Raw genomic sequence first — 23310 nt, 5'->3', positions numbered from 1 at the left:
TGACTCTCGCACCGGGGCTTTAGGTGTTCCGGAAGATGCGCTGGGCGGCGCGCTCGGCGTTCTTGATCGCGGTCTTCACGTCCTCGCGGCCTGTGCAGTGGCTGGCGAACATGTCGACCACCACGAAGTCGGCCAGCACGGCCGCGATACGCTCGCTGACCGGCGCGAGGCCGCCGGCCGCCAGCGAACGCCGCCCGGCCTCGGCGAAGACCGCGTTCTTCGGATCGGCCGTCCAGATCGGGTTCTTCGGATAGTTCGACAGCGGCTCGCACAGGTAGCCCTGTGCCTGTTCCAGCCAGGGATTATAGTTCGACGCCTCCATCATGAAGGCGATGAACGCCTTGCAGGCGTTGGGCGCCTTCGAATACTTGAACGCCAGGATCGGGAAAGCGAGCTGGAACTCGGTCGGCTTGCCGACCGGGCCGACCGGCCAGACCGCGTGGTCCATATCCTCGGCGAGCTTCGGGTTGTCCTTCTTGGCGGCGGCGTAGATCGAGATGCCGTTGTTAGTCAGGTACAGGTCGCCGGCCAGGAACGCCTTGTTGTTCGAGGAATCGTTCCACGAGACGGTGCCGGGCACGAAGGTCTCGTAGAGCGATTTCACGTATTCGAGCGCCTTGGCGGTCTCGGGCGAGTTGATGACGATCTTCTCGTTAGCGTCGACCAAGTTGCCGCCGTGGGCCCAGAGCGCCCAGTGGCACCACGTGTTGCCGTCGCCGGTGGCGTGGCCGAGGGCGAAGCCGGCGGGCGTATTGTTCTTCTTCATGCCGCGGCAGAGTTCGAGGAAGCCGGCGGTGTCGGTGGGGAACTTGTCGAATCCAGCCTTCTTCATCGCCGAGATCCGGTAGTTCGGGTATCCGCCGTTGAACGCGACGGGGATCGCGATCCACTTGCCCTTGACCTTGCCGTAGGCCTCCGCGGACGGGAACCACGGGCCATACTTCTTGGCGAGGGAGTCGGCGACATCCTCCAGCGGCAGGCACTTGTCGGGGAAGAGCGCGGGAAACGAGAACAGGCCCCAGACCATGTCGGGCCCCTGCCCCGTATTGGCCGCCACCGAGGCCTTGGGCTGGATGTCGTCGTAGGATTCGTTGCTCACCGTGATCTTGACGCCGGTCGCCTGCGTGAAGGCGTCGACCAGCTTCAGGAAGGCCTCGTCCTCGCTCGGGACGAACCGCTTCCAGCGCAGCAGCGACAGGCTGGCCCCGGGCTCGGGCTTCCATTCCGCATTCTGCGCCCAGGCCTTGGCGAAGCCCAGGAGGTCGCCGCCAGCGGCGAGGCCGGCTGCGGCGGCACCGGCGAGGAGGGAGCGGCGATCGAGACCTTGCATGGGTGGCTTCTCCCTGGATGCTGTTGTTTGCGGGCCGGTTTGCCCACCCGTGATCTGGGGGGCTGGCGGCCGTTTAGGTCGGCAGACGGCGGCCGGTCGCGGCGTCGAACAGGTGCACCCGGTTCGGCCGCAGTCGGACGATCTCGCCCGGCCGCTCGGTCACGCGTTCGCGCAGGACGCAGGTGAGGTCCTGGCCGACCGCGCGCACCGCCAGCATGGTTTCCGAGCCGGTGGGCTCCACGACCACCACCTCGGCGGCGATCCCATCCGGCGCGAGGTCGAAATGCTCGGGCCGGATCCCGAGCACGAGCGGTTTCCCCTGGGCGCCGGCCGGTGCGTCGGTCAGCGGAATCACGAGGCCCGTATCGGTGACGAAGGTCAGGCTGCCGTTCGCCCGGATCTGGCCGGACAGGAAGTTCATGGCCGGCGAGCCGATGAAGCCGGCGACGAACAGGTTGTCGGGCCGGTCGTAGAGGTCGAGCGGCGGGCCGATCTGCTCCACGACTCCGTCGTGCATCACCACGATCCGGTCGGCCATGGTCATGGCCTCGATCTGGTCGTGGGTGACGTAGATGGTCGTGGTCTTCAGGCGCTGGTGCAGCTCCTTGATCTCGGTGCGCATCGCCACGCGCAGCTTGGCGTCGAGGTTCGAGAGCGGCTCGTCGAACAGGAACACCTGCGGGTCGCGCACGATCGCCCGCCCCATGGCGACGCGCTGGCGCTGGCCCCCGGAGAGCTGGCGGGGATAGCGGTCGAGGAGATGCGTCAGCCCGAGGATCTGCGCGGCGCGGTTGACGCGCAGGTCGATCTCCGAGGCCGGCGCCTTCCGGATGCGCATCGAGAACGCCATGTTCTCGCGCACCGTGAGGTGCGGATAGAGCGCGTAGTTCTGGAACACCATCGCGATGTCCCGCTCCTTGGGCGGCACATCGTTCACGACCCGCTCACCGATGCGGATCTCGCCGCCGGAGATGTTCTCCAGCCCGGCGATCATGCGCAGGAGCGTCGACTTTCCGCAGCCCGACGGGCCGACCAGGATGACGAATTCCCCATCGCGGATGTCAACCGACACGCCGTGGAGGATATTCGTCGATCCGAAAGCCTTGCGTACCTCGCGGATTCCCACCGAGGCCATGCTTCCTCCCGATCACGGCCGCTCTGTCGGCGGCTCTGTGAATACAGTACACGGGAGCGTGAGCAGGAAAGCAAGCCGTCACCTTCGGCATCCTGCAGATTATCCCGGTTCTGTCATTTTATTTTGCAGGCGCGGGTGACGGGTCGGTCGGGGTGAAACGGCGCGCAAGCCCCGGGCCGCGCGCGGGATGCTAAGACCTACGCTACCCCGGTCCGAAAGAAGGCCGCGGTCGGTGGCGAGGGAAAGGGAGCACCATGTCGTTATCCGGTCTGAACGTGCAGGCGATCCTGCCCGCCGACGGATGCCGCGGCGCGCTCGTGGGCCGGGTCTGGCGCCCGGAGGCGCAGGGCCCGAGCGTGGTGGCGATCCGCGCCGACGCGTCGGGCGAGGCGCGGGTGATCGACGTCACGCCCCGCCTGCCGACGGTGAGCGACCTGTGCGAGCGGACCGACCCCGCCGCCGCCCTGCGGGAGGCGCAGGGTGAAGATCTCGGCAGCCTCGACGCCATCCTCGCCAACACGCCGCCGGACGCCCGGGATTCGAGCCGACCGTGGATCCTCGCCCCGGTCGATCTCCAGGCCCTCAAGGCGGCGGGCGTGACCTTCGCGACGTCCATGCTGGAGCGGGTCATCGAAGAGCGCGCCCGGGGCGACCTCGCCGCCGCGGCGGCGATCCGCGCCGAGGTCGAACGCCTCGTCGGCCAGGATTTGCGCCGCTTGAAACCCGGCTCGCCCGAGGCGATGGCGCTTAAGGAGGTGCTGGTCGCGCAGGGCGCCTGGAGCCAGTATCTCGAGGTCGGCATCGGCCCGGACGCGGAGATCTTCACCAAGGCGCAGCCGATGTCGGCGGTAGGCTGCGGGGCGGATGCCGGTCTCCATCCGCACTCCCACTGGAACAACCCGGAGCCCGAGGTGGCGCTCGCGGTCGCGTCCGATCAGCGGATCGTCGGGGCGACGCTCGCCAACGACGTCAACCTGCGCGACTTCGAGGGGCGCTCGGCCCTGCTCCTCGGCAAGGCCAAGGACAACAACGCCTCCTGCGCGCTCGGACCGTTCCTGCGCCTGTTCGACGGGACCTTCGACCTCGACGCCGTCCGGCGCACCACCGTAACGCTGGAGGTGACCGGCACCGACGGCTTCCGCATGGAGGGCACCTCGCCGCTCGCCGAGATCAGCCGCGATCCCGAGGAGCTGGTGGCGGCCCTGATGGGGCACACGCACCAATACCCGGACGGGGCTTTGCTGCTCCTCGGCACGATGTTCGCGCCGATCCAGGACAGGCATGGGCCCGGCCTCGGCTTCACCCATGCCGACAACGACCGGGTCGTGGTGGCGAGCCCGGAACTCGGCAGTCTCATCAACCGCATGCGCCCCTGCGATGCCTGCGAGCCCTGGACCTTCGGGACCCGCGCGCTGATGCGCAATCTCGCGGCGCGCGGCTTTCTGTGACACAGGGTCGGGCGTGAGCCCCACAGGACAATGCCGATGACGAACGCCGCCCTCCTCGACCGCCTCACCGCGATCGTCGGACCGTCGGGCCTCGTCACCGGCGACGAGTTGCGCCAGCGCTCGGCCAACTGGACGCGGCCGACCGAACCCTGCGCGGCCTTCGCGCTGGTCCGCCCCCGCAGCACCGCCGAAACGAGCGCCGTGATGGCGGCCTGTCACGCAGCGGGGGTGGCGGTGGTGCCGCGCGGCGGCGCGACCGGCCTCGTGGATGGCACGCTGTGCGCGCCCGATGAGATCACCCTCTCCACCGAGCGGATGACCGGGATCGAGCCGGTGGACCCGCTCGGCATGACCGTCGTGGTCGGCACCGGCGCCACCCTCGAGGGCGTGCAGAACGCGGCGACCGAGGCCGGCCTGTTCTTCCCCCTCGACCTCGGCGCCCGGGGCTCGGCGACGGTCGGCGGCGCGATCTCGACCAATGCCGGCGGGTTGCGAGTGCTCCGCTACGGCATGATGCGCGAGATGGTGCTCGGCCTCGAAGCGGTGCTGGCCGACGGTACGGTGGTCTCGTCCATGCGCCCGCTGATCAAGAACAACACGGGGCTCGACCTGAAGCAAATCTTCATCGGCACCGAGGGCACGCTCGGCATCGTCACGCGGGCGGTCCTGCGGCTGCGACCGGAGCCCGCCGGCTACGCCACCGCGCTGATCGCCTGCCCGGGCGTCGACGATGGGGCGCGGGTGCTGCGCGCGGCACAGAGCGCCTTCCAGGGTCGGGTCTCGTCCTTCGAGGGCCTGTGGCCGGACTTCTACCGCGTCATGACCGCCCCGGGCCGGGCCACCGCGCCGCTTGGCCACGACTACCCGTTCTACGCGATCATCGAGGTGGAATGCGTCCCGGAGGAATCCGATCGGTTCCTCGGCCTTCTGGAAGGCCTGATGGGCGAGGGCACGATCCTCGACGCCGCCATCGCCTCTTCCGAGGAGCAGCGGCGGGGGATGTGGCGCATCCGCGACCGGGTGGAGCACCTCAACGCCGACGGGATCGAGCGCGCCTTCGACATCAGCGTGCCGCTCGCGAAGATGGATGGCTACGTGCGGGGCACGCTCGACCGCCTCGCCGCGATTCCCGGCTGCCGGGCAGTCGTCTACGGCCATATCGGCGACAACAACCTGCACTGGAACACGACGCGCCTCGATGCCGCCGGCAATGCGGCGATCGACGCGGCGCTCTACGAGCCGCTCGCCGAACTGAACGGCTCGGTCTCGGCCGAGCACGGGATCGGCCTGGAGAAGCGGGGCAAGCTGCCGCTGTCGCGCTCGCCCGAGGAGATCGCGGCGATGCGGCTGGTCAAGCGCGCGCTCGATCCCGACAACCGCCTGAACCCCGGCAAGATCTTCTGAGACTTTCGCTATGACGGTTCGGCTGGCGGTGCGTCTGACGCCCCGCGGCGGACGCGACGCCGTCGAGGGATGGGCGCGCGACGAGAAGGGCCAGCCCTACCTCAAGGCCCGCGTCGCCGCGCCGCCGGTGGAAGGCGCCGCCAACGCGGCGCTGGAGAAGCTGATCGCCAAGGCGCTCAAGGTGAGCCGCGGCGCGGTACGGATCGTGTCGGGCGACCAGAGCCGGTTGAAGATCCTGGAGATCGACGGGATCGGGCAGGCGGATGTGGAGCGGGTGTTCGGTCAGCAGGAGTAGACGCCGGGCAGGATTCAAACCGGCGTCAGCTCGGAATCCAGACCCCCTCAGAACGCGACCTTGTCGCCCCCCTTCAGCGCCAGCATCTCGCGCGCCTCGTCGGGCGAGGCCACCGCGAGCCCAAGCCCCTCGATGATCGCGCGCACGCGCCGGACCTGCGCGGCGTTGGTCTCGGCGAGCTTGCCCGGCCCGTCCCAGAGGCTGTCCTCCAGACCGACGCGGACATTGCCGCCCATGGCGGCCGCCATGGCGGCGATGTTCATCTGGTTGCGGCCCGCCCCCAGCACCGACCAGCGGTACTGATCGCCGAACAGCCGGTCGGCGGTGCGCTTCATGTGCATCACGTCATCCGGATGCGCACCGATGCCGCCCTGGAGCCCGAACACCGTCTGGATGAATAGCGGCGCCTGAACGAGCCCCCGGTCGAAAAAGTATTTCAGGTTGTAGAGATGGGCGGTGTCATAGCACTCGAACTCGAACCGCGTGCCGTTCGGCCCGCAGGTCGTGAGAATGTGCTCGATCTGCCCGAACGTGTTGCGGAAGATGATGTCCTTGTTGCCGAGATAGTCCCGCTCCCATTGATGCTTCAGGTCCTTGAACCGGTCTAGCATGCCGAACAGGCCGAAATTCATCGAGCCCAGATTCAGCGAGGCGACCTCCGGCTTGAAGGTCGCGGCCGGGCGCACGCGCTCCTCGATCGACATGGTCGGCGCGCCGCCGGTGGTGAGATTGATCACGCAGGACGAGCGCTGCTTGATCACCGGCAGGAACGGCGCGAAGGCCTCGGGCGACTGATCGGGCTGGCCCGTCTCGGGGTTGCGGGCGTGCAGGTGGACGATCGCCGCCCCGGCTTCGGCGGCCCCGATGGCGGCGTCGGCGATCTCTTCGGCCGTGACCGGCAGGTGCGGCGACATGCTGGGCGTGTGGATCGCGCCCGTCACCGCGCAGGTGATGATGACTTTCCGCTGTGCGGCCATGCTCAATCCTCGTGTGAAGCCTTGTGGGCGCGGAGCGCGGCGAGCCGTGCGTCGCGGCGTTGCATGCGGGCGGGTCGATCGGGCGTGGCCGGCCATTGGGCCAGGATCGCCTCCGTGGCCGGCGCCTCGTAGACGGACGGGGGCGCGGGATCGACGGCGAGGCGCTTGTAGAAATCGGTGTAGCGCCCGCAGTAATCCGCGATGCCGCCCGGCGCGTTCAGCTCGATCGTCTCGAACGGCCCCATGAAGCTCCAGCGCAGGCCGAGCCCGTCCGCGACCGTCCGGTCGAGATCCTGTGGGCTCACGTAGCCCTCGGCGGCGAGGCGGAACGCCTCGGCCAGCAGCGCCCCCTGCAGCCGGTTCAGGATGAAACCCTCGATCTCCTTCAGCACGGTGATCGGCACCTGTCCGATCGCCTCGTAGACCGCCCGCGCCCGGGCCAACACCTCGGGGGCGGTCCAGGGCGCGCCGGAGATTTCCACCAGCGGGATCAGGTGCGGCGGGTTGACCGGGTGGCCGATCAGGCAGCGCGCCCGACCCGGCAGATCCCCGGTGAAGAGCGAACACCGGATCGCCGAGGAGGACGAGGCCAGGATGGCCTCGGCCGGCGCGGAGGCGTCGAGTTCGGCGAAGAGCGCCTGCTTGGCGGCCAGCGTCTCCGGCCCGTTCTCCTGCACGAAGCCGACACCGTCCAGGCACGCAGCGAGGCTCGGGACCGCCCGGATCCGCTGCCCCGCCGCCTCCGGATCGCGGCAGAGCCCGTTCCCGGCCAGGACGTGGAGGCCCTCGACGCAGAGCGGGATCGCAGCCTCAGCGACGCCGTCGGCCGCGTCGAACAGCCTGACATCCCAGCCGGCGCGGGCAAAGATCATTGCCCAGGCCCGGCCGATCAGACCGACGCCCACGATCGCGACGCTGCCGGTCATGACAGCCCTCCCGAATCCTGATCCCGCGGCGTGTTTCGCCGCTGTGATCACAGATCACTATCGGGAAGGATCGGGTTTCGTCTAGTCTCGGTGCATGGAGTCCTCGGCCGCCCTGGCGGACCTGCCACAGCTGGAACGGCGTACCCTGACCGACACCGCCTATGCGGCGCTGTCGGATCTTCTCGCCTCGGGCCGGCTGGCCCCCGGCGACCGGCTCTCCCTGCGCCGGAGCGCGGCCGCCCTCGGCGTCTCGGTCATGCCGGTGCGGGAGGCCGTGAGCCGCCTCGTCGCCGAAGGTGTGCTGGAGGTCGCCCCGTCGCGGATTATCCGCGTGCCGATCATGGGCGCGGGCGCGTTCCGGGCGCTCGCCGAGACGCGCATCGCCGTCGAAGGCATCGCGGCCGCGCGCGCCGCGGAGCGCCGGTCGGGGGCTGAACGCGATGCCATCCGGCAAGCCGAGGCCGCGTTCCGGGCCGAGGCCGAAGCGTCTCAGCCCGACCGGATCAAAGCTGTCCAGCTCAACCGCGACCTGCATTTCGCGATCTACGGGGCCTGTGGGTTGGCCCCGCTCTTGGAGATCATCGGCCGCCTGTGGCTGAAGGCCGGCCCGGTCATCAACCTGGACCTGCGGGCCTGTCCGGAGCGGCTGCACCAGGGTTTCGCCCTGCGGCGCCACGCCGAAGCCCTGGCGGCGATCGAGGCGCGCGACGGTCCGGCCGCATCCGCCGCCATCGCCGCCGATATCCGCGAGGCCGCCGATTTCATCCTGTCCCGCGGAACGTTGCGGGACGAATCTGGGGAGAGGTGATCATGGATCTCAAGATGGCCGGGCTGCGCGTCCTCGTGACGGCTGGGGCGGCGGGCATCGGCCGCGCCGTCGTCGACGCCTTCCTTGAGGAAGGCGCGCGGGTCTTCGCCTGCGATATCGACGCGGAAGCCCTGGATACCCTGCCATCGAGCGTCGGTCGCAGCCGCACCGACGTCGCCGACCGGGCCGCCGTGGCGGCGATGATGGACGCCGCGGTCGATCATCTCGGCGGGCTCGATGTGCTCGTCAACAACGCCGGCATCGCCGGGCCCACGGGCCGCGTGGAAGAGATCGCCCCCGAGGAGTGGGATCGATGCCTGACCGTCTGCCTGACGAGCCAGTTCAACTGCGCGCGCCTCGCCGTGCCGCACCTCCGGCACAGCGCCAACGCGTCGATCGTCAACCTGTCCTCGGCGGCCGGGAAGTTCGGCTTTGCCCTCCGCAGCCCCTACGCGGCGGCGAAGTGGGGCGTCATCGGCTTCACCAAGTCGCTCGCCATCGAACTCGGCGGCGACGGGATCCGGGTCAACGCAATCCTGCCGGGGCTGGTCGCCGGTGATCGTCAAAGGCGGGTCCTCGAGGCCAAGGCCCAGCAGCAGGGCACCAGCTTCTCCGAGATGGAGGCCCGCGCCTTCTCGTTCGTCTCGATCAAGGACTACGTCACCGCCCGCCAGCTGGCCGACCAGATCCTGCTGCTGTGTTCGGAGCGCGGCCGGACGATCTCCGGACAGGCGATTTCCATCGACGGAGATACCCGGATGCTGTCGTGACATCCGGCCGAAAGGCCGGGCGCTGCCGGGATCGCCTCATCGCCGGTCTATCCTAAGCCGCGCCGGAAGCGCGCAGGCTGCACGCGGTGATTCCCGAACCGCTGAATTTTGAATACAATTCCGGAAAGGCGACCGCGAGTCGCCGCGGGAGGACGCGGACGTGACGGGAACGAAGGCGCAGACCGCGACAGCGCCGCGCGCAGCGGCGCGGTTGGATGCCGGACTGCCGCGCAGGCTGGCCGAGCAACTGCAAGGCGAGGCGCGCTTCGATGCCTTCACCCGCGGACGCTACAGCACGGATGCCTCGATCTATCAGATCATGCCGGCCGGCGTGGTGCTGCCGCGCTCGGCCGCCGATATCGCCGCGACCCTGCGGATCGCCGCCGAGCATGGCGCGCCCGTGATCCTGCGCGGCGGCGGGACCTCGCAGAACGGACAGCCGATTGGCTCCGGCCTCGTGATCGACTGCGCGCGCCACTTCAACGGGATCCTGGCCTACGATCCGGAGGCCGGCATCGTCACGGTCGAGCCCGGCATGGTGCTGGAGCGGCTGAACACCCGGGTGAAGGCCGATGGCTGGTTCTTCCCCGTGGAGCCCTCGACCGCGACGCGCTGCACCATCGGCGGCATGGCGGGCAACAATTCCTGCGGCGCCCGATCCCTGCGCTACGGCAAGATGAGCGATAACGTCCTGTCCCTGGACGCACTGTTCCATGACGGAGAGCCGTTCACATTCGGCCTCACCGGCAACGCGGTTTCCGGCGTCACCGGTTCGGCCCGGGCTGAAAGTCTGGCCGAACAGGTGCGCGCCCTGGCCCACGAGCACCGGGACGAGATCGAGGCCCGCTATCCGAAGGTGCAGCGGCGCGTGGGTGGCTACAACTTGGATGCGCTGATCGAGCCCCGTCCGAATCTCGCGCATCTCCTGGTCGGCTCGGAGGGCACGCTGGCCGCCACCACGGCGGTGACGCTGAAGCTGTCGCGCCTGCCGACCCACCGGGTGATGGGCGTCTGCCACTTCCCGTCGTTCCGCGCCGCGATGGAGACCACGCGGCATATCGTGGCCCTCGACCCGGTGGCGGTCGAACTCGTCGACAACAACGTCCTCGTGCTCGGCGCCGACATCCCGCTGTTCCGCACGACGCTCGCCGACATCACCCGCGGCAAGCCGAACTGCCTGCTGCTCACGGAATTCGCCGGCGACGATCTCGCCGCCCTGAAGCGCGACCTGAAGCGCCTTGAAGCCTGCATGGCCGACCACGGCTATCCGGATGCCGTCGTGGAAGTCGTGGAGCCGGCCCGGCAGAGATCCGTCTGGGAGGTGCGCGAGGCCTGCCTCAACATCATGATGTCGATGAAGGGCGACGCCAAGCCGGTCTCGTTCATCGAGGATTGCGCGGTGCCGCTGGAGCACCTCGCCGACTACACCGACGCGGTGACCGAGGTGTTCACCAAGCACGGCACCCGTGGCACGTGGTACGCCCACGCCTCGGTCGGCTGCCTGCACGTCCGCCCGATCCTCGACATGAAGCAGGGCGGCGACGTCGCCAAGATGCGGGCGATCGCCGAGGAGACGTCGGAACTCGTGCGCCGGTACAAGGGCTCGTATTCCGGCGAGCACGGCGATGGAATCTCGCGCTCGGAATACATCGCGCCGCTGTTCGGCCCGATCCTGACAGGCGCGTTCGAGACCGTGAAGGACGCCTTCGATCCGGAGAACCGGCTCAACCCCGGCAAGATCGTCCGCCCGCTCACGATGGATGACCGGTCGCTGTTCCGGTTCAAGCCCGATTACGCGGTGACCCAGCCGATCCAGACGGCCCTCGATTGGTCGGACTGGGGCGGCTTCGGCGCCGCGGTCGAGATGTGCAACAACAACGGGACCTGCCGGAAGCTCGCCGGGGGCGCCATGTGCCCCTCCTATCGGGCGACCCGGGAGGAGCAGCATCTCACCCGGGGTCGGGCCAATTCCCTGCGCCTCGCGATCTCGGGGCAGCTCGGCAAAGACGCCTTCACCAGCCCGGAGATGAAGCGGACGCTCGACCTCTGTGTCTCCTGCAAGGCCTGCCGGCGGGAATGCCCGACCGGCGTCGATATGGCCAAAATGAAGATCGAGTTCCTGCACCACTACCATGCCCGGCACGGGCTGCCGCTGCGCGAGCGGCTGATCGCCCTCATGCCGGTCTATGCCGGGGCGGCCGCCCGTCTCGCGCCGCTCCTCAACCTGCGGGACCGACACCCGGCGCTGGCGCGGCTTTCCGAGACGTTCGTTGGTCTCTCCGCCAAGCGATCCCTGCCGCGCTGGCGCAGGCCCTGGAGCGAGCAGGGCGAAGCCGCGCATCCCGAGGACGTGAAGGGCGATTTTCGCGACATCATCCTGTTCGGCGATACCTTCAACCGCACCTTCGAGCGGGAGAACCTGGAGGCGGCCGAGCGCGTGCTGGCCGCCGCCGGCTATCGCCTGCACCGGGTCTATCCGGCTCGCGGGCGGCGACCGCTCTGCTGCGGGCGAACCTGGCTCGCCTCGGGCCAGACCGACCGGGCGCGGCAGGAGGCGCGGCGGACCCTGGACACGCTCCTCCCCTACGTCCGGGCCGGCGCCCGGGTGGTGGGGCTGGAGCCCTCCTGCCTGCTCACCTTCCGGGACGAATTCTCCGCGCTGCTCCCGGGGGCGGACACCGCGCTGCTGGCCAAGCAATCCCTGCTGTTCGAGGAACTCCTGGCTGCCGATCTCGCGGCGGGGCGGATCGCGCTTCCGCTGGCCGATCAGCGCGGTCGCGTCGCCCATCTGCACGGACATTGCCACCAGAAATCCTTCGGCCTGATGGGCTCCGTGGAAACGGTGCTGCGCTCCGTGCCGGGGCTCGACGTGCGGGTCATCGAATCGAGCTGCTGCGGCATGGCCGGGGCGTTCGGCTACCGGCCTGAGTCGATCGAGACCTCCTTCGCCATGGCCGAGCTGTCGCTGTTCCCGGCCCTGCGCGCCGCGGGACCCGACGATCTCGTCGTGGCCGACGGGACGAGCTGTCGCCATCAAATCCATGACGGGTTGGGGCTACACGCGGAACATGTGGCTCGCGTTCTGGATCGGGCGCTCACGCCTCGACACTGAATTGCCAGCAACCTACACAGGGATGCCAGGCGCGCGGACCTGCCATGTGTCGGGGGACCATGAACAAGATCGAACCCGGGATCGGTATCAGCCGCCGCTATCTTCACGATGAGGTGGCGGACCGGATTCGCGACCTGATCCGATCCGGCGAGATGGAGCCGAAGGCGCGGATCAACGAGGGCGAGCTGACGGAGCGGTTCGGCATCTCGCGCACGCCGCTGCGCGAGGCGATCAAGATCCTGGCCACCGAGGGGCTCCTCGAACTCCTCCCCAATCGCGGCGCGCGGGTCGCCAGCATCTCGGACACCGAACTTGAGGAGATGATGGAGGTGATCGCCGGCCTGGAGGCCACGGCCGGTGATCTCGCCTGCCGGACGATCACGGCCGCGGAGGTCGACGCCATCGTGGTCGATCACGAGGCGATGGTGGTGGCCTGGAAGGCGGGCGACGAGGCCGGCTACTTCAGCCACAATCGCCGCATCCACGAAGCCATCATGGCGGCCAGCCGGAACACCGTGCTGGCGAACATTTACGAGAGCCTGTCGGGGCGGATCCAGCGCTCGCGCTACTCCGCCCATCAGACCACCGACCAGTGGTCCCGCGCGGTCGCCGAACATGAGCGCATGATCGAGCTGCTGAGGGCCCGGGACGGCGCCGCGCTCGCCGTGCTCATGCGCGAGCATATCCGGGGGAAGAAATCGGTCATCGCAGCCAACTACGGGACGGCGGAGGTCGCCTGACCACCGCAGGGTGCGGTCGTGCCGGGGGACGGGATCGCGTGGCGGACGCGGGCTCCGTTATCAAGCACAGCCGTTCCGGAATGCCCCGTTTCCGAGCTTCGAAGGAGGGTTCCGGGGATCGCCGGGCCAGCCGCACCGCTGCCGCGCTCGCGCGCCGGACCGTTTTCCGTCGATGGCGAACTGTGCCTCAAGCCGCGGTCGGGGCCCGCAGACCGGCCACGAGATCGGTGAAGCGGTCGCCCTGCACGATCACGTGGCCGCGCAGGGCATCGGCCGCCCCGGTCGCGTCGCCGGCCAGGATCGCGGCGACGATCGCCTCGTGCTCGGCGAGCGATTGCGGCACGCGCTGACGCACCCGCAACTGCAGGCGGCGATAAGGTGCCAGACGGCGGTGGAGCGAGAGCGCCTGATCCGCGAGGAAGTCGTTGTGGCTCGCCCGGTAAACGACCGTGTGGAACACGTAGTTCTCGGCGTAATAGGCCTCCGCATCCTCCGTCGTCATGGCGGCGCGGCAACCGGACAGGGCGGCCTTCAGCGCCGCCGCGTCCTCAGGCGTCAGGCGCCGCGCGGCGAGCCGGCCGCAGGCGGCCTCGATCTCCGCCATCGTCTCGAACATCGCCAGCAGAAGGTGCGGCTCGGGAACGCTGACGATCGCACCGCGCCGCGGTTTCGTCTGGATGAGGCCGGTGGCGGCGAGTTGCAGCAAGGCCTCCCGGATCGGCGTGCGCGAGACGCCGAACCGGGCCGCGAGCTGGTTCTCGTCGAGCCGGGATCCGAGCGCCAGTTCGCCGGAAACGATCTCATCCTCGATTCGCTGCTTGAGACGCTGCGCGTGGCTCATCCCCCCGAATTCCCTTCTTGCGTGGGCGACCCCGCCGGGGCTGTCCCCGCCCTTGCCCTGCCCGCCGAGCCTGCGAAGATCGAGTTTTCGCAGGGCGCAAATGCATTCCGACGTACGATACCAGTCCCAGTCCGAGCGCCCGGCCGTTCCGCCATCCGTTTCGATCTGCAACCGATCCGTCGGCGGTGATCGCCTCGGATCCCGCTGCACTCATCTCAGTATGGCGGCGTTCCGGAGCAGGCTGACCGGGATAATCCGCCGTCCTGCGACGTCAGTGAAGGATTGCGTTTCAGGCTCGGCGGAAGACCGGCCGAGAGCGCTTTCCATCGGCCGACGCCCCGATTGTTCCACTCCGCATTATGCTTCCGCATTGACAAAATATACAAGCGGGTCATTCATGCATACATAGCGACGGTGCAAAGAATGCACCGCACAACAATCGAGCCGCGTTCTTTTGCGGTGCGGGAGACCACCATGACGCCAACTCGTCGCTCGCTTGTCGCGGCAACACTTGCGGCACCGGCCCTGCTGCGGTTCGGTCTCGGATCGGCCCAGGCCGCCACGACGCTGAAGCTGTCGCATCAGTTCCCCGGCGGAACGATCGATGAGGGCGATTTCCGCGACCGCATGTGCCGGAAATTCGCCAAGACGGTCGCCGAGCGCTCAAAGGGGGCGCTGGAGGTCCAGGTTTATCCCGGCTCCTCGCTCATGAAGACGAACGCGCAGTTCGGCGCCATGCGCAAGGGCGCCCTCGACATGTCGCTCTACCCGAGCCCCTACGCGGGCGGCGAGGTGCCCGAGATGAATATCGGGCTGATGCCGGCGCTGGTGACGTCCTACGCGCAGGCGGTCGCCTGGAAGAACGCGCCGGTGGGTCGCAAGCTGACCGAGATCCTCGATTCCAAGGGTATCATCCTCGTCTCCTGGGTCTGGCAGGCGGGCGGCGTCGCGAGCCGCGAACGCGCCCTGGTCAGCCCGGCGGACGCCAAGGGCATGAAGGTCCGGGGCGGCTCGCGCGAGATGGACATGATGCTGAAGGAAGCGGGGGCCGCGACGCTCTCCATCCCGTCGAACGAATCCTATGCCGCGATGCAGACGGGCGCGTGCGACGCGGTGATCACCTCCTCCACCAGCCTCATCTCGTTCCGCCTGGAAGAGCTGTCGAAGGCCCTGACCTCGGGTCGCGAGCGCTCCTACTGGTTCATGCTCGAGCCCATCATGATGTCGAAGATCGTGTTCTCCGGCCTGCCGAAGGACCAGCAGGATCTGATCATGACGGTCGGGACCGAACTGGAAGCCTTCGGGCAGGCGGGTGCCAAGGAAGACGACACCCGCGTCGAGGAGATCTTCTCCAAGGCCGGCGCGAAGGTCGATCAGGTCGACGAGAAATCCCTCGGCGCGTGGCGGGACATCGCCCGCAATACGGCTTGGAAGGACTATGCCTCCAAGAACGCGAATTGCGCGGAGCTGCTCAAGCTCGCGGAGCAGGTCGCGTGAGCCACGGCTTCGACGCCGCGACGGCTTCTCCGGAGTCCCGGGCCGCCGAGGAGCCACGGCTGCCCGGACTCCTGGGCATCCTCGACCGGGCGATGCGCTTGGTGAACCGGGTGATCCTCGGGGTCGGCGGCCTCTGCCTCGTGGCGGCCTGCCTCGTGCTGACCCACAGCGTCGTCGTCCGCTACCTGCTCAAGGAACCGACCGAGTGGCAGGATGAGATGGCGGTGTTCCTGATCATCGGAGCCACCTTCCTGTCGGCCGCCGGCGTCCAGGCCAAGCGCGGCCACGTGGCGATCGAGGCGCTGACCGGATTGCTGCCGCCGGCTGCCAACCGCATCCGGCTGCTGCTCGCCGACGTCATCAGCCTCGCCTTCTGCCTGTTCTTCGCCTGGAAGAGCTGGTCCCTCGACCACGAGGCCTGGACGGACGGGCAGATCTCACAGTCGACCTGGGGTCCGCCCCTCTGGATCCCCTACACGCTGATGGCGGCCGGCATGAGCCTGCTGTGCCTGCAATTCGCCCTCCAGATCGCGGAGGCGCTGGCCTACGGGCCGAAGGCCGCCGGCTGGGCGAAGCCGAAGATCGGCCTGGGCGCCGATCTCAACCAGACGATCGCGCCGGAGGGACCGGACCCCATGGGCCGGACGGTCACCGCGAAGGGTCAACGATGAGCACCGCCGCGATCGGCTTCCTGTACGCGGGCGCCACCCTCGGGGCGATGCTCTCCGGCATCCCCATCGCGTTCGCCCTGGGCTTCGTGGCGCTCGCCTTCATGGTGGCGTTCATGCCGGGCGCCTCCCTCGATACGGTGGCGCAGAACGTCTACGAGGAGATGGCCTCGATCACCCTGCTGTCGATCCCGCTCTTCATCCTGAAGGGCGCGGCGATCGGCCGATCCCGGGCGGGCCAGGATCTCTATTCGGCCATGCATGCCTGGATGCACCGGATCCCCGGGGGGCTCGGCATCGCCAACGTGTTCGCCTGCGCGCTGTTCGCCGCCATGGCGGGTTCGAGCCCGGCGACCTGCTCGGCGATCGGCTCGGCCGGCATCCCGGAGATGCGCAAGCGCGGCTACTCGCCGGGCTTCGCGGCCGGGATCATCGCGGCCGGCGGAACGCTCGGTATCCTGCTGCCGCCCTCCATCACCATGATCCTGTACGCGGTGGCGGCCGAGCAGTCGCTGGGGCGGCTGTTCCTGGCCGGAATCGGGCCGGGGCTGCTGCTGGTCAGCCTGTTCGCCGCCTGGTCGATGATCCGCTTCCGCTCCGAGTACGCGACCGCCAAGGCAGCGCTGGAGCGCGGCGGCCCGGCTTCGCCGATCCTGGCGGACGAGCAGTACAGCATGGCCCAGCGCTTCTCGACGCTGCCGCGGGTGCTGCCCTTCGTGGTGCTGCTCACCGGCGTGATGGTGGCGCTCTATGGCGGCTACTCGACGCCTTCGGAGACGGCGGGTCTCGGCGGCCTCATGGCCCTCGCGCTGATCGCCGCGATCTACGGCGTGTGGCGGTTCCGGGACGTCAGCCCGATCCTGACCGCGACCCTGCGCGAATCCACCATGCTGATGCTGATCATCGGCATGTCGCTGCTCTACGCCTACGTGATGAGCTACCTGCATATCTCGCAATCGGCCGCGCAGGCGATCGTGGCGATGCAGCTCTCGCCCTGGGTTCTGCTGGTGACGATCCTGTCGCTGGTGATCGTGCTGGGCTTCTTCCTGCCGCCGGTCTCGATCATCCTGATGACGGCGCCGATCATCCTGCCGCCACTGAAGGCCGCGGGGTTCGATCTGGTGTGGTTCGGCGTGGTGATGACCATCACGATGGAGATGGGGCTGATCCACCCGCCGGTGGGTCTCAACATCTTCGTCATCAAGAACATCGCGCCGGATATCCCGCTCTCGGACATCATCTGGGGCACCCTGCCCTTCGTGATCCTGATGGCGGTGGCGATCCTGATCCTGTGCCTCGTGCCCGGTATCGCGATGTGGCTGCCGGACCTGCTGCTGGCCACGACGCGGTAGGCGATCATTTTCGGCGACGCCAGTCGCGTCGCCGGCCGCGCCGCACTACTACCGGAAGATGACCGACCTTCGAACGATCCAGATGCTGCACGCGGCCAACGTCATCGCCGAGGACGAAATCGACGCGAGCGTCGAGGCGTTTCTGCAGGGTGCGGTGGCCGAGCCCTACCGGTTCCGGAGCGGCCACCGGCTGAATCTCATCAAGGCGGTGCGCAGCCACCCCGGAGCGCAGGAATTCGTCGGACGCGCGAATGTCGGCACGTCGCTGAAGCGCCCCTTCGTCCGGGCGGCGATCCTGCAGGCAAGGCCGATGAAAGATTGATCGGCCATCCGACACCCGCATAGCCGCCCCGCGGCGACTCACTTAAGCGCTGGACGCGATCAAGCCGGCCCGCGATGGGGCTGGGCTGATCGCGCGCGATTTGCGAGCCCGACTACCCCTGCCTGAGAGATTCCGATGAGCCTCGATTCCGTCCGGGCGTTCTTCGCCGAGACAGCGCCCGACATCGCGGTCCTTGAACTCGAAACCCGCACCGCCACCGTGGCGGAGGCCGCCGCGGCCCACGGGGTCGCCCCGGCACAGATCGCCAAGACGCTCTCCCTGAGGGTCGGCGATCAGGTCGTCCTGGTTGTGACCCGCGGCGACGCCCGCCTCGACAACAGGAAGGCCAAGGCGGTTCTCGGAGGCAAGGTTCGGATGCTGGATCTTGCCGAGGTCGAGGCGGTCACCGGCCACCCGGTCGGCGGCGTCTGCCCGTTCGGCCTGATCGCGCCGCTACCGGTGTATTGCGACGTGTCGCTCAAAACCTTCGACGAGGTGGTGCCGGCCGCCGGCAGCACGCACAGCGCGGTCCGGATCACCCCGGAGCGGATGGCTGCGCTGACCGCCGCCACCTGGGTCAATGTCTGCGCGGCAGCCGGCTGAGCCTCAGCGCCCGGACCAGTTCGGGGGGCGCTTGCCGAGGAAGGCCTCCATCCCCTCGCGGAAATCCTGGCTCATGTAGCACATCAGGATCAGGTCATCGCCCGGATGAGCGGCCCCCGCGTCCGGTGCCTCCTCCTCGGCGAGGCGGCGCAGCCCCTCCTTGGTCGCCTGCATGGTCAGCGGCGCGTGGCCGGCGACCAATTGCGCGAGGGTATCGACCCGTTTGGTCAGCGCGGCCCGATCCTCCACCATCTCGCCGATCAGCCCGATCGCCAGCGCCTCCTCGGCGCCGACGAGGCGCGCGGTGAAGATGATGTCCTTGACCCGCGCGGGGCCGATCAGGCCGGAGAGCCGCTTCAGGTTGCCCTGGCTCAGGCAATTGCCGAGCGTCCGGGCGATCGGGAAGCCGAACCGGGCATCCCGCGTGGCGATCCGCAGGTCGCAGGAAGCCGCGATGGCCGCTCCGCCGCCCGTACAGGCGCCCGCAATGGCCGCGATGGTCGGCACGCGCAGCCGCTCCAGCGTCCCGAGCACCTTGTCCATGAAGCGCTCGTAGCCCAGCGCATCGTCGGCGGTCTTGAAGTCGCGGAACTGCGCGATGTCGGTGCCGGCCGCGAAGGCCTTCTCGCCGGCGCCGGTAATGATCAGCGCCTTCACGGTCGGATCGTCGGCGATCGCCTCGCAGCAGGTGATCAGACCCTGATACATCGCGAAGGTCAGCGCGTTGCGCGCCTGCGGCCGGTTGAGCACGATCCGAGCGATGCCGCCCGCGTCGATGGTGAACAGCAGTTCGTCCGTGGCGGGCGTGGCACTCATCGGATGCATCTCCAGGCGTCGCGTCAGGCTACGGTCTCACGGACGATGCCCCGCGCGATCAAACTATCGATCTCGTCGGGCCCGTAGCCGGCCTCCGCCAGGATTGCCCGGGAATGCTCGCCGAGCAACGGGGCCGGCCCGTGGACGCGGCCGGGCGTATCCGAGAACTTCACCGGCAGGCCCAGCGTCTTCATCCGCCCGACCCGCGGGTGATCGACCTCGACCACCATCTCGCGCGCCCGCGTCTGCGGATCCCGGTGCATGGCGTTCACGTCGAGCACCGGGCCGGCGGGGACGCCGCCGGCTTCGAGCCGCGCCAGCCATTCCGCAGAGGATTGCGCCCGGAAGATCGGCGCCAGCGTCGCCGCCAGCTCCTCGCGATTGGCCATCCGGTCGCGGTTGAGGGCGAAGCGTGGATCTTCGGCCAGCGCGTCGGCGCTGATCGCCTTGAGCAGGCGCAACCAGTTGGTCTGGTTGGCCGCCCCGATGGTAATCCAGCCGTCGGCGGTCTCGAACGCTTCGTAGGGTGCGTTCAGCGGATGGGCCGAGCCCATCGGTCCGGGCGCGATCCCGGTCGCCATGGCGATGGCCGATTGCCAGTAGGTGTGGGTGATGCCCGCCTCGAACAACGAGGTATCGACCGCCTGCCCCCGGCCCGTCCGGAGCCGGTTGGAATAGGCTGCCAGCACGCCCATCGCGGCGAGGATCCCGGCGGTGATGTCGGTCACCGGAGGCCCGCACTTCATCGGCGGCCGGCCCGGCCCCTCGCCGGTCACCGACATGAGGCCGCTCATGCCCTGGGCTACGAGGTCGAACCCGGCGCGGTCCGCATACGGTCCGGTCCGGCCGAAACCGGAAAGCGAGCAGTAGACGAGTTCCGGAAACTCTTCGCGCAGGGTCTCGTAGCCGATCCCGAGGCGCTCCATCGTGCCGCCGCGGTAGTTCTCGATCAGGGCGTCGGCGCCCTTGAGGAGGCGGCGCAGCACCGCGACGCCGTCCGGGTCCTTGAGGTCGAGGCTGATGCCGCGCTTGCCGCGGTTCATCATCATGTAGGCGGCGCTCTCGCCCTCCAGGGCGGGCGGGACGGTGCGGCGGGTATCGTCGCCGTCCATCTTCTCGACCTTGATCACCTCCGCGCCCATGTCGGCGAGCATCAGCCCGCAGACGGGCCCGGCCATGATGTGTGCGAGCTCAATCACCCGCATCCCGGCAAGCGGGCCGGATCGCCCCGTCAGCTCCGACATCGTGCGCCTACTCCCCGGCCGGAACCGTCGCGGCGGATCCAAGCGCGCGATCGGCCGGCTCCACGAATTCCCGCTCGGGATGCATCGTGAAGGCGAGGCCGGCACCGAGCAGGCAGAGGCCGATCGAGCCGACGAACGGTAGGGTCCAGCTCCCGGTCAGGTCGACGATCACGCCGAACACGATCGGCGAGACGATTGCGGCGATCGCCGAGCCGGTGTTCATCAGGCCGCTGGCGGTGCCGGCATATTTCGGCGCGATGTCCATCGGCACGGACCAGATCGGTCCGATCACCAGCTCGGCGAAGAAGAAGCCGGAGGACAGGAGCAACGCCACGAGCGTCAGGTCGCGGGTCATGAACACGCCCGCGAGGCTCGCGGCGGCGCCGAGGAAGCCGACCACGATCACCGAGAGCCGGGCGAGCTTCACCTTGCCGGTGCGGTGCAGGATGAAGTCGCTCATCATGCCGCCGACCGTGTCGCCGACCACGCCGGCGAAGAAGACGCCCGAGGCGAACAGAGCCGAATTCTTCAGATCGAGGCTGTAGTTCTCCTTGAAGAAGCTCGGCAGCCAACCGAGGAACAGCCACAGGGTCCAGCCGTAGCAGAAATACGTGATGGTGACCGGCAGCATCCGGCGGGTCAGCGCGCCCCACGGAACGGATTGCTTCGCACCGACCTTGCGCGGCGGCGGCAGCGTGTCGAGCTCGGCCTGGGTGATCGCCGGATGCTCGGACGGGTCGTCGCGGAAGTAGAGGTACCAGATCCCCACCCAGATGAAGCTGACCGCCCCGAGGATCACGAAGCTGGTGCGCCAGCCGAAATGCCAGATCAGGAAGGCGACGATCGGCGGCGCGACGGCATTGCCGAGCCGGCTGAACGCGTGGGTGATGCCCTGCGCGAAGCCGCGCTTCCCCGGCGCCGTCCAGTTCTGCATGGCCCGCGTCGCGGTCGGGAAAGTCGCGCCCTCGCCGAAGCCGAGGAGGACGCGCGCCATGAACAGGCTGGCGATCCCCCCGACCATGCCGGTCAGGATCGTGGCGGCGGCCCAGATCACGCCGCAGGCGAGCAACGTGCGCCGGGCGCCGAACTTGTCGCCGACCGACCCGCCGATCACCTGGAAGATCGCATAGGGATAGGCGAAGGCCGAGAGGATCAGGCCGAAATCGGTCTTCGACATGCCGAATTCGCGCATGATCTCGGCGCCGGCCGTCGCGATGTTCACCCGGTCCAGATAGGTGATGAAATACATCACGCAGAGCAGGCCGAGCACGCCATTCGTGGCGCTGAAGCGCTTCGACATCGACCGTTCCTTCCCACCGGAGCGCCGCCTCTGACGGTCGCCTGGCGCCTCAACCTGCGGTTGGGCGCTCTCTCGTAATGCATTATTCAAACGCTTCGAGAGCGGATTGGCAACCCGGGAATTGCGCCTTCGGTGGTAACTAATGAGGCAGGCCGCAACGCAGAATGGGGGCCGCGAGGGCCCCCATTCCGCATTCCGGTCCCGGTCGCCGGTTCAGATCGTGGCCGGCTGAAGCTGTCCGGGCTGATCGGCCGCCTCCGCGCCGAGCGCCTTGCCGCGCGGTCCGACCCAGCTTCCGACCCACTTACGCTGCCAGAGGGCGAGGCAGCCGAGCACCAGCGCCGTGAACGCGGCGTAGCCGATGAAGCCGATGGAGAACGAGCCGGTATACTGCTTCGACAGGCCCATGACGTTCGGCAGGATCGCGCCGCCGAGCGCCCCGATCTCGCCGATCATCGAGCCGGCCACCGCGGTGTTCGCCGGCCAGCGCAGGGGCACCAGCTGGAACAGCGCGCCGTTGCCGGCGCCGAGCGCCGCGAAGCAGAGCATGAAGAGGATCGTCGTCAGCGCCAGCGACGGGGTTGCGGTGAGCGACAGGAAGGTCGCGATCGCGGCGAGCAGCACCACCGACAGGACCGCGATGCCGCCCATCCGGTCGGCGAAGTAGCCGCCGACGATCCGGATCCCGGAGCCCATGAAGGCCGCCAGCATGGTCAGTCGCCCGGCCTCGACCTTCGTGACGGCGAACTGCTCGTAGAAGAAGGTCGGCAGGAAGTTCGACAGGCCGACGAAGCCGCCGAAGGTGATGACGTAGATCAGCGAGAAGGCCCAGCCATCCTTCGTGAACAGGCAGGAGACGTGCTCCTTGAACGACTGGTGCTCGCAATCCGGCGGCTCCTTGGCGAGCACGATCATGACCGCCAGCGGCAGCAGCATGACGAGGCCCGCGAAGGCGTAGGTCGTCTGCCAGCCATAGGCCTGCGCGAGCGGCGGCGCGAACAGCACGGCGAGCACCGTCCCCGAATTGCCGGCGCCGGCGATGCCCATGGCGAGACCCTTGTGCTCCGGCGGGAACCAGCCCGAGCCGAGCGAGAGGGCCACACCGAAGGACGCGCCCGCGATGCCGAGCAGAACGCCCATGGCCAGCACGTCGTTGTACGAGGAGACGAAGAAATAGCCGTAGGCCATCGCGAGCATGATCACGCTCATCTCGACGATCGCGGCGTTCTTCCGGCCGATATACTGGGCGAGCACGCCGAGCGGGAAGCGCATCAGCGCGCCCGCGAGGATCGGCAGCGAGATCATGAAGCCGGTCTGGGCCGGCGTCAGCTTATAGGTCTCGGTGATGAACGGGCCCATGGCGCCGTTCAGGACCCAGATGGCGAAGCAGAAATCGAAGTAGAGGAATGCGGCGAACAGCGTCGGGGGGTGACCCGACTTCATCACGGTCTTGAAGCTGGCCATTGCGGGTGCTCGTCATAGAAAGGCGAACCGTCACGCGGTCGCTCATGCCGGGGATCCGGACTCACACCGTCCGCTGTCTGGAGCGTCGTTGCTCCGCCGCCGCAGCAGGCGCGGCACAACGGGCTAAGCAGCAAGCGTGCCAGATCGAAGTCGACTGGTACGCGGAGCTTGCGCGGCGGGCACGGCGCAGCGGTTCTTCAACCCGCGACCCTATCCCGACGATCTTCACAGACCTTCGCTGGCGCTCACTTCCCCTCT

21 protein-coding genes are annotated in these 23310 nt (G+C 68.6%); 12 read left to right on the top strand and 9 right to left on the bottom strand.

Annotation, left to right across the window (positions count from 1 at the left end; all coding sequences use genetic code 11):
• Positions 1-19 precede the first annotated feature (19 nt).
• Together AAHG09_RS08045 and AAHG09_RS08040 are read right to left on the bottom strand one after the other, a co-directional pair.
• Complete coding sequence (locus tag AAHG09_RS08045) at positions 20-1330, bottom strand: ABC transporter substrate-binding protein (RefSeq protein ID WP_342106525.1); 1311 nt, start codon at positions 1328-1330, stop codon at positions 20-22.
• A 73-nt stretch (positions 1331-1403) separates the two neighbouring features.
• Entirely contained in the window at positions 1404-2465 is a 1062-nt protein-coding gene (locus AAHG09_RS08040) for an ABC transporter ATP-binding protein (protein ID WP_342106524.1), read from the bottom strand.
• Positions 2466-2719: 254 nt separating this feature from the next.
• Here AAHG09_RS08040 and AAHG09_RS08035 point away from each other — a divergent pair, with 254 nt between their 5' ends.
• Genes AAHG09_RS08035 through AAHG09_RS08025 form a run of 3 tightly spaced genes read left to right on the top strand, consistent with a single transcriptional unit; the run spans position 2720 to position 5612 of the window.
• Positions 2720-3913, top strand: a complete 1194-nt coding sequence (locus tag AAHG09_RS08035; protein ID WP_342106522.1) for a fumarylacetoacetate hydrolase family protein — start codon at positions 2720-2722, stop codon at positions 3911-3913.
• Positions 3914-3949: 36 nt separating this feature from the next.
• On the top strand, positions 3950-5317 hold the full coding sequence (locus AAHG09_RS08030) for an FAD-binding oxidoreductase (protein ID WP_342106521.1): 1368 nt from the start codon (positions 3950-3952) through the stop codon (positions 5315-5317).
• Between the two features lie 10 nt (positions 5318-5327).
• Positions 5328-5612, top strand: coding sequence for a DUF167 domain-containing protein (locus AAHG09_RS08025; protein ID WP_342106520.1), 285 nt, complete (start codon positions 5328-5330; stop codon positions 5610-5612).
• A 47-nt stretch (positions 5613-5659) separates the two neighbouring features.
• Here AAHG09_RS08025 and AAHG09_RS08020 read toward each other — a convergent pair whose 3' ends face one another.
• Positions 5660-6589: a beta-keto acid cleavage family enzyme gene (locus AAHG09_RS08020; RefSeq protein ID WP_342106519.1), complete on the bottom strand. Its 930-nt coding sequence runs from the start codon at positions 6587-6589 to the stop codon at positions 5660-5662.
• Positions 6590-6591: 2 nt separating this feature from the next.
• Positions 6592-7515, bottom strand: a complete 924-nt coding sequence (locus AAHG09_RS08015; protein ID WP_342106517.1) for a 3-hydroxyacyl-CoA dehydrogenase — start codon at positions 7513-7515, stop codon at positions 6592-6594.
• 94 nt (positions 7516-7609) lie between these two features.
• On the opposite strand from AAHG09_RS08015, the gene AAHG09_RS08010 reads away from it, so the two are divergent.
• From AAHG09_RS08010 to AAHG09_RS07995, 4 genes are all read left to right on the top strand, one after another.
• Complete coding sequence (locus tag AAHG09_RS08010; RefSeq protein WP_342106515.1) at positions 7610-8323, top strand: GntR family transcriptional regulator; 714 nt, start codon at positions 7610-7612, stop codon at positions 8321-8323.
• A 2-nt stretch (positions 8324-8325) separates the two neighbouring features.
• A complete protein-coding gene (locus AAHG09_RS08005; RefSeq protein WP_342106513.1) occupies positions 8326-9093 on the top strand; it encodes an SDR family oxidoreductase in 768 nt (255 codons plus the stop codon).
• A gap of 160 nt (positions 9094-9253) precedes the next feature.
• Entirely contained in the window at positions 9254-12205 is a 2952-nt protein-coding gene (locus tag AAHG09_RS08000) for an FAD-binding and (Fe-S)-binding domain-containing protein (RefSeq protein WP_342106512.1), read from the top strand.
• 59 nt (positions 12206-12264) lie between these two features.
• Positions 12265-12945 (top strand): GntR family transcriptional regulator, encoded by a 681-nt coding sequence (locus AAHG09_RS07995; protein ID WP_342106510.1) that lies wholly within the window; start codon positions 12265-12267, stop codon positions 12943-12945.
• Between the two features lie 187 nt (positions 12946-13132).
• Here the strand turns inward: AAHG09_RS07995 and AAHG09_RS07990 are convergent, their stop codons facing one another.
• Positions 13133-13786 (bottom strand): GntR family transcriptional regulator, encoded by a 654-nt coding sequence (locus tag AAHG09_RS07990; protein ID WP_342106509.1) that lies wholly within the window; start codon positions 13784-13786, stop codon positions 13133-13135.
• Between the two features lie 474 nt (positions 13787-14260).
• Here AAHG09_RS07990 and dctP point away from each other — a divergent pair, with 474 nt between their 5' ends.
• From dctP to AAHG09_RS07965, 5 genes are all read left to right on the top strand, one after another.
• Positions 14261-15283: a TRAP transporter substrate-binding protein DctP gene (gene dctP / locus AAHG09_RS07985; RefSeq protein ID WP_342106508.1), complete on the top strand. Its 1023-nt coding sequence runs from the start codon at positions 14261-14263 to the stop codon at positions 15281-15283.
• Positions 15280-15954, top strand: a complete 675-nt coding sequence (locus AAHG09_RS07980) for a TRAP transporter small permease (protein WP_342106507.1) — start codon at positions 15280-15282, stop codon at positions 15952-15954. Before dctP ends, AAHG09_RS07980 begins: the two co-directional genes overlap by 4 nt.
• Positions 15951-17303 carry a TRAP transporter large permease gene (locus AAHG09_RS07975; RefSeq protein WP_342106506.1) on the top strand — a complete coding sequence of 451 codons (1353 nt, stop codon included), beginning with the start codon at positions 15951-15953 and terminating at the stop codon, positions 17301-17303. The genes AAHG09_RS07980 and AAHG09_RS07975 overlap by 4 nt, the downstream gene beginning before the upstream one ends.
• Before the next feature lie 82 nt (positions 17304-17385).
• Positions 17386-17625 carry a hypothetical protein gene (locus AAHG09_RS07970; RefSeq protein WP_342106504.1) on the top strand — a complete coding sequence of 80 codons (240 nt, stop codon included), beginning with the start codon at positions 17386-17388 and terminating at the stop codon, positions 17623-17625.
• 135 nt (positions 17626-17760) lie between these two features.
• Positions 17761-18228: a YbaK/EbsC family protein gene (locus AAHG09_RS07965; RefSeq protein ID WP_342106503.1), complete on the top strand. Its 468-nt coding sequence runs from the start codon at positions 17761-17763 to the stop codon at positions 18226-18228.
• Positions 18229-18231: 3 nt separating this feature from the next.
• On the opposite strand, the gene AAHG09_RS07960 is transcribed toward AAHG09_RS07965, so the two are convergent.
• From AAHG09_RS07960 to AAHG09_RS07945, 4 genes are all read right to left on the bottom strand, one after another.
• Entirely contained in the window at positions 18232-19044 is an 813-nt protein-coding gene (locus AAHG09_RS07960) for an enoyl-CoA hydratase/isomerase family protein (protein ID WP_342106502.1), read from the bottom strand.
• A 23-nt stretch (positions 19045-19067) separates the two neighbouring features.
• The gene (locus tag AAHG09_RS07955) at positions 19068-20288 is read right to left on the bottom strand and encodes a CaiB/BaiF CoA transferase family protein (protein WP_342106500.1); all 1221 of its coding nucleotides are present in this window, start codon (positions 20286-20288) and stop codon (positions 19068-19070) included.
• Between the two features lie 7 nt (positions 20289-20295).
• A complete protein-coding gene (locus tag AAHG09_RS07950; RefSeq protein ID WP_342106499.1) occupies positions 20296-21588 on the bottom strand; it encodes an MFS transporter in 1293 nt (430 codons plus the stop codon).
• Positions 21589-21801: 213 nt separating this feature from the next.
• Complete coding sequence (locus tag AAHG09_RS07945; protein WP_342106498.1) at positions 21802-23052, bottom strand: nitrate/nitrite transporter; 1251 nt, start codon at positions 23050-23052, stop codon at positions 21802-21804.
• Positions 23053-23310 lie beyond the last annotated feature (258 nt).

It is taken from the genome of Methylobacterium guangdongense, assembly GCF_038442355.1.
Classification (GTDB): Bacteria; Pseudomonadota; Alphaproteobacteria; order Rhizobiales; family Beijerinckiaceae; genus Methylobacterium; species Methylobacterium guangdongense.
Note: the sequence above shows the minus strand (reverse complement) of the source record. Positions and strands in the feature narration are given on the sequence as shown.

Excerpts from the sequence above, each read along its gene's own strand:
- AAHG09_RS08045 (WP_342106525.1), bottom strand. The coding sequence starts at position 1,330 with ATGCAAGGTCTCGATCGCCGCTCCCTCCTCGCCGGTGCCGCCGCAGCC.
- AAHG09_RS08040 (WP_342106524.1), bottom strand. The coding sequence starts at position 2,465 with ATGGCCTCGGTGGGAATCCGCGAGGTACGCAAGGCTTTCGGATCGACG.
- AAHG09_RS08035 (WP_342106522.1), top strand. The coding sequence starts at position 2,720 with ATGTCGTTATCCGGTCTGAACGTGCAGGCGATCCTGCCCGCCGACGGA.
- AAHG09_RS08030 (WP_342106521.1), top strand. The coding sequence starts at position 3,950 with ATGACGAACGCCGCCCTCCTCGACCGCCTCACCGCGATCGTCGGACCG.
- AAHG09_RS08025 (WP_342106520.1), top strand. The coding sequence starts at position 5,328 with ATGACGGTTCGGCTGGCGGTGCGTCTGACGCCCCGCGGCGGACGCGAC.
- AAHG09_RS08020 (WP_342106519.1), bottom strand. The coding sequence starts at position 6,589 with ATGGCCGCACAGCGGAAAGTCATCATCACCTGCGCGGTGACGGGCGCG.
- AAHG09_RS08015 (WP_342106517.1), bottom strand. The coding sequence starts at position 7,515 with ATGACCGGCAGCGTCGCGATCGTGGGCGTCGGTCTGATCGGCCGGGCC.
- AAHG09_RS08010 (WP_342106515.1), top strand. The coding sequence starts at position 7,610 with ATGGAGTCCTCGGCCGCCCTGGCGGACCTGCCACAGCTGGAACGGCGT.
- AAHG09_RS08005 (WP_342106513.1), top strand. The coding sequence starts at position 8,326 with ATGGATCTCAAGATGGCCGGGCTGCGCGTCCTCGTGACGGCTGGGGCG.
- AAHG09_RS07995 (WP_342106510.1), top strand. The coding sequence starts at position 12,265 with ATGAACAAGATCGAACCCGGGATCGGTATCAGCCGCCGCTATCTTCAC.
- AAHG09_RS07990 (WP_342106509.1), bottom strand. The coding sequence starts at position 13,786 with ATGAGCCACGCGCAGCGTCTCAAGCAGCGAATCGAGGATGAGATCGTT.
- dctP (WP_342106508.1), top strand. The coding sequence starts at position 14,261 with ATGACGCCAACTCGTCGCTCGCTTGTCGCGGCAACACTTGCGGCACCG.
- AAHG09_RS07975 (WP_342106506.1), top strand. The coding sequence starts at position 15,951 with ATGAGCACCGCCGCGATCGGCTTCCTGTACGCGGGCGCCACCCTCGGG.
- AAHG09_RS07970 (WP_342106504.1), top strand. The coding sequence starts at position 17,386 with ATGCTGCACGCGGCCAACGTCATCGCCGAGGACGAAATCGACGCGAGC.
- AAHG09_RS07965 (WP_342106503.1), top strand. The coding sequence starts at position 17,761 with ATGAGCCTCGATTCCGTCCGGGCGTTCTTCGCCGAGACAGCGCCCGAC.
- AAHG09_RS07960 (WP_342106502.1), bottom strand. The coding sequence starts at position 19,044 with ATGAGTGCCACGCCCGCCACGGACGAACTGCTGTTCACCATCGACGCG.
- AAHG09_RS07955 (WP_342106500.1), bottom strand. The coding sequence starts at position 20,288 with ATGTCGGAGCTGACGGGGCGATCCGGCCCGCTTGCCGGGATGCGGGTG.
- AAHG09_RS07950 (WP_342106499.1), bottom strand. The coding sequence starts at position 21,588 with ATGTCGAAGCGCTTCAGCGCCACGAATGGCGTGCTCGGCCTGCTCTGC.
- AAHG09_RS07945 (WP_342106498.1), bottom strand. The coding sequence starts at position 23,052 with ATGGCCAGCTTCAAGACCGTGATGAAGTCGGGTCACCCCCCGACGCTG.